Origin of the sequence: Chryseosolibacter histidinae (assembly GCF_018598225.1) — a bacterium.
Taxonomy (GTDB): domain Bacteria; phylum Bacteroidota; class Bacteroidia; order Cytophagales; family Cyclobacteriaceae; genus Chryseosolibacter; species Chryseosolibacter histidini.
Genome location: NZ_JAHESF010000033.1, coordinates 15,639 through 29,004 on the forward strand (window position 1 = coordinate 15,639; position 13,366 = coordinate 29,004).

Annotated in this window: 9 protein-coding genes; 3 read left to right on the plus strand and 6 right to left on the minus strand. The window is 49.7% G+C overall.

The window, feature by feature from the left end:
• Positions 1 to 66 precede the first annotated feature (66 nt).
• A complete protein-coding gene (locus KK083_RS24150; RefSeq protein WP_254168296.1) occupies positions 67 to 3,741 on the minus strand; it encodes a lamin tail domain-containing protein in 3,675 nt (1,224 codons plus the stop codon).
• A 112-nt stretch (positions 3,742 to 3,853) separates the two neighbouring features.
• On the opposite strand from KK083_RS24150, the gene KK083_RS24155 reads away from it, so the two are divergent.
• A complete protein-coding gene (locus tag KK083_RS24155; RefSeq protein ID WP_254168297.1) occupies positions 3,854 to 4,846 on the plus strand; it encodes an aspartate-semialdehyde dehydrogenase in 993 nt (330 codons plus the stop codon).
• A gap of 130 nt (positions 4,847 to 4,976) precedes the next feature.
• On the opposite strand, the gene KK083_RS24160 is transcribed toward KK083_RS24155, so the two are convergent.
• The 3 genes from KK083_RS24160 to KK083_RS24170 form a co-directional block, all read right to left on the minus strand.
• Positions 4,977 to 5,810, minus strand: a complete 834-nt coding sequence (locus tag KK083_RS24160) for a substrate-binding periplasmic protein (RefSeq protein ID WP_254168298.1) — start codon at positions 5,808 to 5,810, stop codon at positions 4,977 to 4,979.
• A gap of 326 nt (positions 5,811 to 6,136) precedes the next feature.
• The gene (locus KK083_RS24165) at positions 6,137 to 6,532 is read right to left on the minus strand and encodes a hypothetical protein (RefSeq protein WP_254168299.1); all 396 of its coding nucleotides are present in this window, start codon (positions 6,530 to 6,532) and stop codon (positions 6,137 to 6,139) included.
• The gene (locus KK083_RS24170; RefSeq protein WP_254168300.1) at positions 6,529 to 7,092 is read right to left on the minus strand and encodes an RNA polymerase sigma factor; all 564 of its coding nucleotides are present in this window, start codon (positions 7,090 to 7,092) and stop codon (positions 6,529 to 6,531) included. Before KK083_RS24170 ends, KK083_RS24165 begins: the two co-directional genes overlap by 4 nt.
• Positions 7,093 to 7,245: 153 nt before the next feature.
• Between KK083_RS24170 and KK083_RS24175 the strand changes: the two genes are divergently transcribed.
• Positions 7,246 to 7,599 (plus strand): DUF6249 domain-containing protein, encoded by a 354-nt coding sequence (locus tag KK083_RS24175; RefSeq protein WP_254168301.1) that lies wholly within the window; start codon positions 7,246 to 7,248, stop codon positions 7,597 to 7,599.
• 33 nt (positions 7,600 to 7,632) lie between these two features.
• Complete coding sequence (locus tag KK083_RS24180) at positions 7,633 to 10,056, plus strand: ABC transporter permease (protein WP_254168303.1); 2,424 nt, start codon at positions 7,633 to 7,635, stop codon at positions 10,054 to 10,056.
• 383 nt (positions 10,057 to 10,439) lie between these two features.
• On the opposite strand, the gene KK083_RS24185 is transcribed toward KK083_RS24180, so the two are convergent.
• Together KK083_RS24185 and KK083_RS24190 are read right to left on the minus strand one after the other, a co-directional pair.
• The gene (locus KK083_RS24185) at positions 10,440 to 11,837 is read right to left on the minus strand and encodes a M16 family metallopeptidase (RefSeq protein ID WP_254168305.1); all 1,398 of its coding nucleotides are present in this window, start codon (positions 11,835 to 11,837) and stop codon (positions 10,440 to 10,442) included.
• On the minus strand, positions 11,834 to 13,216 hold the full coding sequence (locus KK083_RS24190) for a M16 family metallopeptidase (RefSeq protein WP_254168307.1): 1,383 nt from the start codon (positions 13,214 to 13,216) through the stop codon (positions 11,834 to 11,836). Before KK083_RS24190 ends, KK083_RS24185 begins: the two co-directional genes overlap by 4 nt.
• Between the last annotated feature and the right edge of the window lie 150 nt (positions 13,217 to 13,366).

Genomic DNA, 13,366 nt, shown 5'->3' on the forward strand with positions numbered 1-13,366 from the left:
TTAGAAAACCTCTGCGATAATCCCAACCGGCTATCGGGGACTGCGTGATCTGCGGGAAATTGAATGTCAGAATTCCCCGGCCACGACAACCCTTTTTCGAAAAGTTTTCACTTCACCGGTTGAGTCAAATACTTCGACCCATATCATATAAGCTCCGATCCGCGCCTGTTGACCGCTGTCTAGATCACCGTCCCATCTAAAGAAACCTTCTGTACCCAGCAGCTCGTTGTTGGCCAGCTGCTTTACTTGTCTTCCCTGCGCATCGATGATCCGGATGTTGGCAACATACCCTCCACGGTCAAGATGGTACCTGATCTGGGCAAAGTCTGGCTGGCCGCTGAGCGGAATAAAGATCTCCGGTTCAACGGTGATGGCGCCATCGGCATCGCCTTCAGCCCTGGCGTTGGCATTGGCATAACCCGGTGTGGCAAAACCGGCATCGGCACTGGCCGACTTCCAGTTCTGAGCCTCATGCGCAGATGTCCAGGCACTGATCCGTTCTAACGAAACACCTTCGTCTTCTTTAAAAAAAACAGAATGAAGTTGATCACTATAAGAGAAGGCATCGATGATCTTCCCTTTTTCGTTTGTGAGCACTGCGGAGCCCTCATCGTCAGGGAACGAAGGCAAATTGATCTGAACAAAAGTTTCTTCTTTCGCCCGGGGATATTCTCCTTTCAAAATATTTCCATCCTCGGTCAGCACGAGGTAAGCTTGCGGCTCCAGCAGGAAATCATTTTCGAACAAGGCTGTGGTATTCACCAACGATCCATCGCGCCAGTTACCCAGCTTCCAGTGTTTCAGGTTGATGAACTTCGATGACCGGTTAAACAGCTCTGCAAAGTCAACACCCGTGGGGCGGGGATTGAACAGGAGCTCGTTGATCACAACATCGGCACTGTCTGCCACTTCGGGTAAAGCAAAAGTGGCGCTGCTGAAGTCAGGTTGCAAAACATTTCCCGCACAGTCGTAAACGCGCGTTGCCGTAAGCGTATACCTCACGCCGTTGTGCATGGGTTCTTCAAGCGTGAGATAAACGGAGGTGAGCGCCTGGGTGGCAAACATAATACGCTTTACCGCATGTGTGGGTGTAATGGAAAAGTTATCCGTCAATGGCAAATTTTTTTCGAGCTTCTCATTGAATTGCAACAATAACACCGTGTCGGCAGCGGGGAAAACAGATACGAGCTTCGGACCGGTGAGGTCGGGCTTGCTGGCAAAAACCGAGTTCTGTGCACCGGGCGTTCCGCCACGATCATCCTCCGAGGCAACCCAGTTTTCCATCTCCGCACAAACATTGTCAGGGTCGATCAGCTCCAGCGTATAACCGCCATCTTTCTTTTCGTTATCCTTATACCATGTTGCGTCATAGTGAACGGAATCCACCATCGTTCCTGCGGCATCCCGCAGCATCAGCACATCACCACTATTGTTCAGCGAAGGAAACACCGCCGTGCCCATCACGCTGCCGAAAGAAATGAACAGCGATGTTTTTGCCGAAAGGCACAGAATCAGATACTGTTGTGGCAGCAGGATGCGGTTCGTAAGCGTGGCACCGGAACTTCCGTCTGACAAGTTCCAGCCTTTGAGATCGAATGGATGTTCGCCACGGTTGAAAATTTCTACAAACTCCGCTTCGGGCAGTCCGTAGGTTGGTGCCGGATCGGCAAAGATCTCCGTGATCACAACGTCCTTGTAGACGGCGGCAACAGGCTGAAAGAACATGAACTTCTTTTCCGCTGGCAGCATCTCATTCGCCGCAAGGTCAGTGATGCCGTTAATGGCGATGGTATTTTCATATCCGTTGATCAACGGCTGCGCAAGCATCAACTGAACGGATGACTGATCGGGTAACACCGCAGCAGAAGTTATAACGATCTGTGCTGAAATTGAAAATGCGGCCGTCTGGCCTGCTGATGTTGAATTCAATTTTTCAGAGAACTCGACAATCAGTTCTCGCGCAGAAACAACCCGGATGGATTCAACGCGGGGCCGGACTGTATCCAATTTGAACGATACCGTAGCGTTCGCAGACTGAATGATGTTGCCGGGGCAATCAAAAACATCCTTAACAGAAATGGTGTAGGCCTTCGCTGAGTCCAGCGCACCGGCGAACACCAGGCCGACGTGGGTACGATTCTCATCAACAAAGGAGACAGAAAAAATTTCCTGTAACGGTTCAACGATAAAATTAGTAACCGCTGGCAACGCCGCATCCAGCCTCTCATTAAAAGTGAGGCTTACCCGGTCTGCGGCAAGTGCTGTTGCTGAAACAAGCTTTGGGCCCGACAGATCCGGTACGTGAGCAAACACCGAGTTCTGAACACCGGGAGTTCCACCGGTTTCTTGTACACTGGCCGTCCAGTTAGTTGCCTCCTCTTTGCACAGATCATAAGGATCGATCAGTTCCAGAGTCCAGCCGCCATCTTTCTTATCATCATGGTGATACCAGGCAGCCGAGTAACTTACCGAGTCGATGGTTCTTCCTTGCGGATCTTTCAGTCTGATAATGTCAGCCGTATTGTTGAGCGAAGGAAAAGGTGAAATACTTATAACGTCTCCGAATCTTGAAAACGCCGAGAGGGCAGCCGGAGTGGTAACGATCAGGTATTCCCCCGGAAGCAGTATGCGTGTTGAAAGAACTCCCGTAGTACTCCCATCTGTGAATTGCCAGCCTGACAGATCAAACGGCTCGCTGCTGCGATTAAAGAGCTCCACGAATTCTGCTTCAGGCAACCCAACCGACGGACTCGGATCTGCGAAGATCTCGGTGATCACAATATCTTTATGGACTGCCGGCACTGGCTGAAAGAATGTAAAGCTAGTGGTGGTATCGGCCATCACATTCCCGGCCAGATCTTTTACACCTTTCATAGCAAGCCTCTGCGAATAGCCATTCCTGAAAGGTGCAGCAAACGCCAGCCTGATGGTCTCGTCATCTTGTTGTGTTACAGAAACCGGATTTAAACTTCCTTCCAAAAGCAAATAGTTCAGTGGGTCTTGTGCCGTCAGTGGATCGTACCGCTCCGAAAAACGAACATCCAATGTGGTGGAAGAGTGCGCGCTGACAGCAGATACTGTTGGCGGAAGGAGATCGGGAACGGCGTGACTGACGATGGAAATATCATCATAGAAAAAACGCGTGGCATTGGCTACGGTATAAGTGCACCTGATGCCAAAGAAAGAACCCGAAGTATGGGTGGCATCCACACCCGTTGCCTCTTGATTGAAATTTATTCCGCCAACATAATCGATGAACAGGGTCCAGGCTCCGGCATAACTTCGTGTTACCCTGATGCGCGCATTCACAGCGCTGGCGATCTGTGCAAGTGTTGCACGGCATACGGAGACTGAACTCGTACCTGTTTGCCGGAAGAGCTCAACCGCATCATTGGTGCCGGCTTCCCCGAACTGCAGATAATATCCGTTCAACGGCGAGGTGAGGTCCTGCTGGCTGCTGGCCAGGTAAACCCTGCCGAAGTTGGAAGCAGAGCCTGCGAAGGTCTGCTTCACAAAGAATTCCCACTGCACGTTTTGTGCCGATGAAAATGAAAACGGAACAGACAGATACGATGTGCCCGCGGCAGTGTTCATGAGCTGCAACTGGTGCAAAGCGTTCACCGTGAAATGTGCTGAAGATCCGCTCCAGGCGGGGTTTGACGTGAATTCTCCATCGGAGAAATCTTCTGAAACCTGACCTAACGCTTGTTGGGTGAAAATGCCTGTAACTGTTACAAGCATAGTAATCGTTTTCAGGCGGAGATTATGCCGAAAACACAAGGATATTTTCCTGCTGTTGTTCATAGTGCGAGAGGGAAACACTATTTTTGTATTTCTAATCTACAAAATTAAAATGAAACTCGCAGTCGTAGGCGCCACCGGATTGGTTGGCCAGGAAATCTTAAGTGTGCTGGAGGAACGCAGCTTCCCGTTTGATGAACTGTATTTGGTAGCCTCCGCCAAATCAGTAGGACAGTCAATTACCTTCAAGGGTAAGGAATACAAGATCAAGGGCATGGAAGAAGTTGTGAAGCTGGCGCCGGATATTGCGATTTTCTCAGCCGGAGGTAATACTTCGCTTGAATGGGCTCCCAAGTTTGCCGAAGCCGGCACCATTGTGATCGACAATTCTTCAGCCTGGAGAATGGATCCCACCAAGAAGCTCATTGTACCCGAGATCAACGGCCATGTGCTCACCATTGATGACCGCATCATTGCAAACCCCAACTGTTCAACCATTCAGATGGTAATGGCCCTGGCGCCCCTGCACGTGAAATACAAGCTGAAGCGCATTGTGGTTTCTACATACCAGTCAGTGACCGGCACCGGAAAAGATGCCGTGCAGCAGATGATGGACGAACGCAAAGGCATCAACGGTCCGAAAGTATACCCTCACCCGATCGACATGAACGCGCTGCCGCACATCGATACATTCCTTGACAACGGTTATACCAAAGAAGAAATGAAGATGGTGAACGAGACCCGCAAGATCCTGGGCGACCAGACCATCGGCGTTACGTCAACAACAGTTCGCATTCCTTCTATCGGCGGCCACTCTGAAGCGGTGAATGTTGAGTTCTACGAAGACTTTAACATCAGCGAGGTACGCGCTACACTTGCCAGCACGCCTGGTGTTATTGTTCAGGATGATCCCAAGAACAACGTATACCCGATGCCGATCAATTCAAAAGGTCGTGACGAAGTGTTTGTAGGCAGGCTGCGCAGAGACGACTCTCAGCCCAACACGCTCAACATGTGGATCGTTGCCGATAACCTCCGCAAAGGCGCTGCTACCAACGCCGTGCAGATCGCAGAATTTATGATGGAAAAAAGCCTCGTGTACTAGAAATTAGTTTCCAATAAAAATGCCGCCCCGAACAAGGGTGGCATTTTTTATTTATGGCTACGAGCCGCCAGCTTCATGTCACGAGCAGTTGACAAGTCACCGGAATGCTGTGGACTGTCGACTGTGGACTCTATCTAACGAGGCTCAGGAAAGACGAGCCCAGGTTCTCGGCAATGATCTCCTTATACCGTACACTCTTGCGGTAATCTTCTGTGAGAAACTCTTTAAACAGCGGACCCCAATCGCTTTGCTTCGACATGATAAAGCCGAGCTGCTCCGGGTTGCCCAGCTCAACCTCCTGCCTTTTTACAGGGATCTTCTTTCTTACCACACCGATGTATTCTGTAAAATCAAGGATGGAGAAAACACGTTGGTTGGCCGACAGGTTTTTGATCACGCTTTCGCTGGAAGGCGCATACGTAACCGTGAGCTGAGGGTAATATTGCTTCTTGATCTCTTCGATGTACTTTACGTGTGTGCTGCCTGTGATCACCTGTGCAGTGAATCCCGAATAAACCGTTGAAAGCTCTTTAAGACTTTTAATGTTCGGCGTATTCTTGTTGGTGAGCAGCACAAGCTGGGTGCTCATAAATGGCGGAGAGAACTGCAGGATCTTTTTACGTTCTTCGGTGATGCTGGTGTTGGTAACACCCAGAACGTTGCCGGAATGTTGGATCTCTTTCAGAAAACCCGAGAACTCCGGTTCCTGGCCAACATATTGAATGGTGATCTTCTTGCCGTGTTTGGTCTCTGCAAACTTCTGAAGATCTGAAAGCATGTCTACACACACGCCCTCCATTTTACCATCTTTTCCTTTTTGGATGAGCCCGGGCTGCTCGTAATACACCACGGCCAGTGTGCCTGAGCCCGAGGTTTTGATCTTGTTCCAGCTATCGCCCTGGTATTTCTGTGCGAAAGAGAAGCTGACGATCAGGGTGAGAATGGGGATAAAAAACTTTTTCATTCTCAATGATACGATATTGCCGCTCGCCAGAAAATGAAAAAAATCATGCTTTCATTGCATGCCTGTGTTTGATCTGGTTTTTCAGACGTTTGATCGCCAATAAAGTACCAGACAACTGCTAATCTATGCTCTTCCGGACGTTTCGCCGTTTACATGTTAAACCTTGAAGGGATGGGCTCAAATAAGAAACTAATGTGCTGGTTTGGTTCCCGCAGATCTCGCGGATGACCGCAGATGACCGCAGATGTTGTTGAATTTATTTTCTGCGCAATCTGCGGGAAACCTGCATTCTCCTTTCGGAGATGAAGGCTGAGAACACAATCCCTTTATTTTGCTGTGCTTTTTATCACAAGCTTTTTGTCAAGGATATTCAGTAGCAGGATAAAGGCAGCGCCAAAGATGAAAAGTCCTGCATATCCTGACATGTCATTTAAAAATCCGAGGTCGAATTTAAAGCCCGTATACAGGATGGTGGCTACGAAGACTAAAATCATCACGCCTATGCCTGAAGCGAACCAGATCACATCTTTTTTACTTTCGCGTTTCTGCTTTTCTTCGATCCGGGCTACGATCCTGTCGGCAAAATCAGAGGACAAAGAAGTTTTGGGCGGCGCGCTGAGGGCACGGAATACTTCGCGGTAGGCCTTTGCATCCACATCGTCTGCGGCTGTGGGCCGCCCCGCTTCAATATTGTTTTGCAGCTCTTCTTCGTAATGGTTCATAACAGCTCTTCTTTACCAAGATACTTCTTTACTTTTTCTTTCAGCAAATTGCGGGCCCTGAAAAGATAATTCTTGACAGTGCCCTCCGGCATTTGTGTAACCTCGCAGATCTCCGGGTAGGTCATACCCTCCACGTGATAAAGCGTAAGCACGGTTTTGTATTGTGGCGGCAGCTCGTCTACCAGCTTCAGCACAAACGCGTCGGTATCGCCCTCCTCAACAATGCTTTCCGGGTCAGTTTCCTCGATGAAGTGTTTGGTGAAACTTTCTTCGTCAGGGAGGTCTGCGAACCGTATTTTTTGCTTCCGCAGGTGGTTTATCGCGTACCGGTAAGCAATGGTGGCGATCCAGGTCGACAACTTAGACTGGAACGAAAATTCTCCAAGCTTTTCATGAACGCGTAAAAAAACATCCTGGCACAGTTCTTCCCGCTCTTCGTCTTTTTTCACCAGCCGGCCGATCATATGGGCCACCAGTTTTTCATGCTGCCTGATCAAAAGCCTGAAAGCCTGCATATCGCCAGCCAATACATTCTTTACCAGGATCCGGTCATCAATCATTGATTGCGTTTGACAAGCATCGTCCACCCAATGTTGCAGAAAAGGTATAAAAATTTTCAGGCCCAAAGTTTTTTTGATCCGGCTGCAACATTCCGGGGCAGGTGTGGTGTCTCACGTGCAAAACCCAAAAATTAACATTTAATCAATCTGTATATGGATGAAAATTTGAAAAACGTGCTCATGCCGCTCACTATTATCGGAAGCTTCGCCGGTGGTATCCTTCTTTTTACCCGAACGCTGACAGACTATATCCTGAAAAAGAGAATGATCGATAAAGGATACGTCAATGACGATGCGCAGGCGATCTTTAAAAAGCACACGGAAGAAAACAAATATGCTTCTCTTAAATGGGGACTGATCGTTTTTTTTGCGGGCGTCTCCCTGATTATCATGGAGTACATCGATTTTGACAGACGCTCATCCCTGCCCTATGGTCTGTTTGCCGTGGCCGTTTCGCTGGGCTTTCTGATCTATTACTTCATCGTTAAAAAGGAGCTGAACAAATAGCTGAGTGTAATTCCGTCTCTATAACCTCCAATCATGATCAGAAATTATATCCAGGTAGCGATACGCAACCTCGTGCGCAACAAATTCTTCTCGGCCATCAACATCTTTGGCCTGGCCGTGAGCATGACCATCTGCATGGCCATCATTATGCTGGTGGCCGACCAGATGCAGTATGACCGCCACAACACAAAACGCAACCGTATTTTCAGGGTCAATACTTTCGCCGTGAATGAAAAAGGCGAAGACAGAAGCAGCTTGGATAACGCCAGCTCGCCCATGACCCTGCGGCAGGAGCTGCTTGAAAATTATACCGGTTTCGAAAAGGTGGTAAGGATCAGGCGCGGCTTCGGCAATGGCTGGCTTGAATTCGAGAACCAGGATGTGAATATTCCCGTAAAAGGTTTTTTCGCCGACCCAGAGATCTTCGACGTGCTCGAGTACGAGTTCAGATACGGCAATCCACGCACCGCGCTTCAGGAGCCTTACACCGTTGTGCTCACGCAGAAAGCTGCAAGCAAGCTGTTCAATGAAGAAAATCCCATAGGCCAAACCATCAAGGTAGGAGGCGTTGGCACCTACACGGTGACGGGTGTATTGAAAGAGACGGAAAACAAGTCGCACATTTTCTTCGAAGCGCTCGGCAGCATGGCCAGCGTAAAAAGCCTTGAAGCAGAAGGCAAATTTGGAAAAAGCCTTGACGACTGGCTGAACTTCTGGAACGGATGGACCTACGTGCTGCTGGAGGAGGGCAGGGAGGTTCGCGATGTTGAGCCATACTTCGAAAAGATCTATCAGCAACACATTGCCACAGTCACAGACCCCAACGTTTTTAAAGCGAAGTTCCGCCTCCAAAGCATCAACGATGTGACACCTGGCAGGCTGGTGAACAACCCGATCGGACCGTCTCTGCCCTGGGCGATCGTTTACTTCCTGAGCGGATTGGCCGCCGTGATCATGCTCACCTCATGTTTTAATTTCACCAACCTTTCCATTGCCCGTTCTTTAAGGCGCGCAAAAGAGATCGGGGTGCGCAAGGTGGCAGGCGCCGCGCGGTGGCAGATCTTCATGCAGTTTTTATCCGAGTCGGTTGTGGTGGCGTTGTGCAGCCTGGTGCTCGCTTTCTTTTTGTTGATCTTTATCAAACCGCTGCTGCTGCAGCTAACCCTGGTGCGGGTGTTCATGTGGAATTTCGAGACCAACTATGCGGTGCTCGCGGTATTCATGGTTTTCGCCACGGTGGTGGGAATTCTCGCGGGCTTTTTCCCTGCGGTAGTGCTGTCAGGATTCCAGCCTGTGAAAGTTTTAAAAAGTCTCACCACGGTGAAGCTGTTCTCGAAGATGGGCATGCGAAAAGCGTTGCTGGTATCTCAGTTTTCCATCTCGCTGATCTTTATTCTTTCCGCCCTGGTGATGTACAGGCAGGTAGAGCTGTTCCTCACAAAAGACTACGGGTTCAACATGAAAGACAACATCATGATCAGGCTCAACAACACTTCGGCCCAGGCACTTAAATCCGAGCTGCTGAAATATCCCAATGTTCAAAATGTCACGGCGTCTTCGCATGTTCCTTCCGCCGGCGTGGAATGGGGCAATGAGTTTAAGAAGACGGAAGACCCTGACTGGACCAGCTTCAGCTATTACCTGGTTGATGAAGATTACCTGAAGAACATGGAGGTGGCGCTTGTTGCCGGAAACTTCTTTGCTGCTGCGAATGGCGAAAGCAACAAAAATTTCATTGTGATCAACGAGGAGGCCGTGAAGGCGCTTGATTTCAAAACGGCGGCCGAGGCTGTTGGTGAAGAGGTCATGTACCGGCCCGACTCAAGCCGCAAAGTGATTGCCGGAGTTGTTAAGGACTACAACCACCAGATGCTGATGAGCAAGCTCGGGCCGCTGGCGCTCATGTGGCACGACTCCAGTGCCAACTTACTGCAGGTGCGATACACCGGTACAGAAGCCTCGGCGAGCAAGACGATTGAAAAAGCCTGGAGCGTTGTAAACCCCGGACTCAAAGTAGATTACAAGCTGGTGGAATCCGAGATCAAGCTCTTTTACAATACGCTGTTCGGAGACCTGGTAGATGTTCTCGGCGTAGTTGCCGCACTCGCCATCATGATCTCGTGTCTCGGATTGCTGGGCATGGCCACCTACACGATCGAGACCCGCATGCGTGAGATCTCCATCCGCAAGGTGCTGGGCTCTTCTGACCAGGCCCTTGTCATACTGTTGTCAAAAGGATTTCTGAAAATACTGCTCGTGGCCATCGCGATCGGTCTTCCGGCAGCGTGGTTCATCAACAACCTCTGGCTCGAGCTCATCGCCTATCACACCGAGATCGGGGTTACCCTTGCCTTAACAGGAATTCTCATCCTGCTGCTGTTGGGTGCGATCACCATCGGCTCGCAAACCCTTCGCGCAGCATTTACCAATCTGGTTGATAATCTAAAAGGTGAATAGGTCGTTCGCGAGATGCATTCCTTGGCACATCCTGCACGCTCGTAGTTCAGGAGACTTCACAACTCCAAATAAAAAAGTCAGGCACATCACCTGACTTTTTTATTTACACAAAGCGTCTCGGAGTCGTAGCAGTGCCTCCGGTTTTTCGGGACACCGCGTTACCGAGAGGCCTGAAGGGCCTCAATGTCAATATCCATGGGCGCAGCCCATGGATATTGTGTCTTTGGCATTTCATGTGCCATAGGAACTCTAAATCGTTAGATGCATGCATTGGCACATCACGCACGCTCGTAATTCAAGAGGCCTCAGGACCATTCACGATAACACACCGAAAACAAAAAAGTCAGGCTCATCACCTGACTTTTTATAACTCAAACAAATCGTTACTTCACCTTCAGCGCATTCTGGTGTTCTTTGATCTGCTTCTCCAGCAGTTTTTTATCACCCACTAGCACTAGGGTCATGTCTTCATATTTGAAATAATCTTTCGCCATCTGCTGCACCTTCTCCGGCGTAACATTATAGATGTTCTTCACACGATCGGTAAGATATGAATCACTCAGGCCATGCAGGTCGAGGAAGTTGAGCTGATTGATAATACCTCCGGGTGTTGAGTTCTGCAGCACAAAGATACCCGCCTCGTAATTCTGAATGCCCTTCAGCTCGTCGGCCGACGGCGGCTCATTCTGAAGACGTTTGATCTCTTTGGAAATTTCCTGTAACGACGCACCGGTGTGCTCCGAGGTAACATCAGCCTGCTCATACCAGATGGCCACACGGTAGCCCGAGCTGATAGTGCTGAAAGGTGAATAGGTATAACCTTTATTTTCACGAATGTTGGCAGTGATGCGCGACCCGAATGAACCACCCAGCAGCGAGTTGGTTACCTGCAGCGGAAGGTAGTCAGGTTTGGAGGGATCGAGCGTTGGCAGTCCCAGCAGCACAGTGGTCTGCGGGGCGCCTTTGCGATCGATCATCGCTACTTCGTTGGTCTTTACCGGTGTGGCTACCGGGTAATCTACTTCAGGACCTTCTTTCCATTTTCCAAAAGCTTCTTCGATGGCCTTTTTCACGGCGGCCTCGTCAAATTTACCAACGGCATACACCACAGTGCGTTTGGCGCCGATGTTCTTTTCGTAAAATCCTTTCGCCATGTCGAGGGTATACGAGTTAAGCATTTCTTCCGTGGGGAAATACCTTCCGTAAGAATGGTCTTTGTAGATAATCGACCTGAATTTTTCCGTGGCCTGATTCTGCGGAACACTTTTCTGAACGGTGAGCTGGCGCTTGAGGTCATTCTTGAGGCGCTCCACTTCGCTGGCAGGGAACGCGGGATTGATCACAATATCGGCGAGGATCTTCACCAGGTCGGGCGCAAATTCTGACAACACTGAACCAGAGACCGTCATTTGATTAGGGCCCGTAGAAACATTTACTTCACCGCCCATGGCGGCAACTTTTTTGGCGATGGTCTTGAAGTCCATCGTGGTGGTTCCACCTTCACGCATCAGGTTGCCGGTCAGGTCGCCGAGCCATACTTCATTAGGTCCTTCATGGATGTTTCCCGTTTTGATGATCACGTTGATATTCACTTTAGGAATGGCACCGTATTGCACCAGTGTGGTAGAAAGACCATTGCCCAGCTTTTCGACCTTCTTGGCGGGAAGTTGGAAATCGCGTGGCTTGCCTCCTTCGGGCGGCGTCTGCTTTTGCGCGAGCGCTGCGAAGGAGAGGAAACAGGCTGCTGCAACACAGCTTAAAAATTTATAGGATGTTCTCATTGATTTACAGCTTTAGGTTCTACAATTAAAATGGTGCGGTTGGTAGCACGCAGGTACTCGCTCGCGGTTTTTTTGATCACCTCGGGCGTAACCTTCTTGAACTCGTCTTCGAGTTTGTTGATGCGCGCCGGGTCATCGTCAAACAAGGCAAAGCATGCCAGCAGGTCAGCGCGACCCACACCGAACACACCACCCAGGTTATCGTACAGGCTTGAGCGGATCTTGACAATGGCCATGTCGAGGTCTTCTTGTGTAACGTTGTCAAGCTCGGCCACTGATTGATCTACCTGTTTGAGAATAGAGTCAGCCGGAACGTTGGCATCGTGAATGAGGTCGGCCATCCACAGCATCGGACCGTTGTAGTTGAACATATTGCCGAGGTAGTTGATGCCACCGCTCACGCCTCCGGTATAACCTTTTTCCTGTACCAGCTTTTGGTAGAGCTTGCTGTCACTGCCCTGCACGAGCAGCTGATCGATCAGGCCCATCGCGAAATACTCCGGTGTGTTACGGTCAGGCATTTTGTACGCCACGGCAATAGCAGGTTTGTTGGCCAGCTGATCTTCTTTGGTGAAACGTTTCTCTTTGTTCTGAGCGGGTTCAGCAATATCGGGTTTGGCCGGAAGCTCTGCCTTGGCGATGCCTCCGAAGTATTGCTGGATCCATTTTTTTGCTTCCTCCTTATCAAAGTCGCCCACCACAGAGATCGCGGCGTTGTTGGGTGCATAGAAGGTCTTAAAGAATTTGTCTACGTCTTCCAGTTTGGCCGAGTCGAGGTCAGCGAGGTCACCATAAAAATTGTGGGCATTATACCAGTTCTCGTTGGCATACTGCGGCATATCGAGCCATGGAAATCCGCCGTAAGGCTGATTGAGCACGTTCACTTTTACTTCGTTTTTCACCACACCTTGCTGGTTGGTAAGATTTTCCTGGGTGATGGCGAGCCCTTTCATGCGGTCTGCTTCGGCCCACAGTGCCGTTTCAAGCTTGTGGGCTGGCATCACTTCAAAGTAGTTGGTGAAATCGAAACGGGTTGAGCCGTTCAGCACGCCACCGTTCTTTTGCACCATATTCACAAACTCCATCTTGCCCAGGTTCTGCGATCCCTGAAACATCATGTGTTCAAAAAGGTGGGCGAAACCTGTACGGTCTTTCGGCTCGATGCGAAAACCGATGTTGTAATATACCGCTACAACAACTGTGGGGGCGGTGTGATCTTCAGACAACACCACACGCAGGCCGTTGTCGAGCTTATAATATTCAACCGGTACACTAAATGAACTTTCGCTGCCTTTCTTCTCGCCAGGAGAGCAGGCAGCCAGTATGACCGTTGCCATTACAAGACACGATCTGGATACAAACTTGTTAAATTGATTCATGCGCAATTAGGATTAATGATTAGAGAAATATAAAGCTATTGGGCTTTGCTTGTTATGGTTTTGTGACAAAAAAGAAGAATTCAGTGGTCTATGGAAGACACCCATACCCACTCCACCCCTGCGCGGGGGAGACGACTCTACCCGCAAATA

What these genes read in the sequence shown, in the direction of transcription:
- KK083_RS24165 (WP_254168299.1), bottom strand. Translation starts at nt 6,532, where the DNA reads ATGAACCATTACGAAGAAGAGCTGCAAAACAATATTGAAGCGGGGCGG.
- KK083_RS24170 (WP_254168300.1), bottom strand. Translation starts at nt 7,092, where the DNA reads ATGATTGATGACCGGATCCTGGTAAAGAATGTATTGGCTGGCGATATG.
- KK083_RS24155 (WP_254168297.1), top strand. Translation starts at nt 3,854, where the DNA reads ATGAAACTCGCAGTCGTAGGCGCCACCGGATTGGTTGGCCAGGAAATC.
- KK083_RS24150 (WP_254168296.1), bottom strand. Translation starts at nt 3,741, where the DNA reads ATGCTTGTAACAGTTACAGGCATTTTCACCCAACAAGCGTTAGGTCAG.
- KK083_RS24190 (WP_254168307.1), bottom strand. Translation starts at nt 13,216, where the DNA reads ATGAATCAATTTAACAAGTTTGTATCCAGATCGTGTCTTGTAATGGCA.
- KK083_RS24160 (WP_254168298.1), bottom strand. Translation starts at nt 5,810, where the DNA reads ATGAAAAAGTTTTTTATCCCCATTCTCACCCTGATCGTCAGCTTCTCT.
- KK083_RS24180 (WP_254168303.1), top strand. Translation starts at nt 7,633, where the DNA reads ATGATCAGAAATTATATCCAGGTAGCGATACGCAACCTCGTGCGCAAC.
- KK083_RS24175 (WP_254168301.1), top strand. Translation starts at nt 7,246, where the DNA reads ATGGATGAAAATTTGAAAAACGTGCTCATGCCGCTCACTATTATCGGA.
- KK083_RS24185 (WP_254168305.1), bottom strand. Translation starts at nt 11,837, where the DNA reads ATGAGAACATCCTATAAATTTTTAAGCTGTGTTGCAGCAGCCTGTTTC.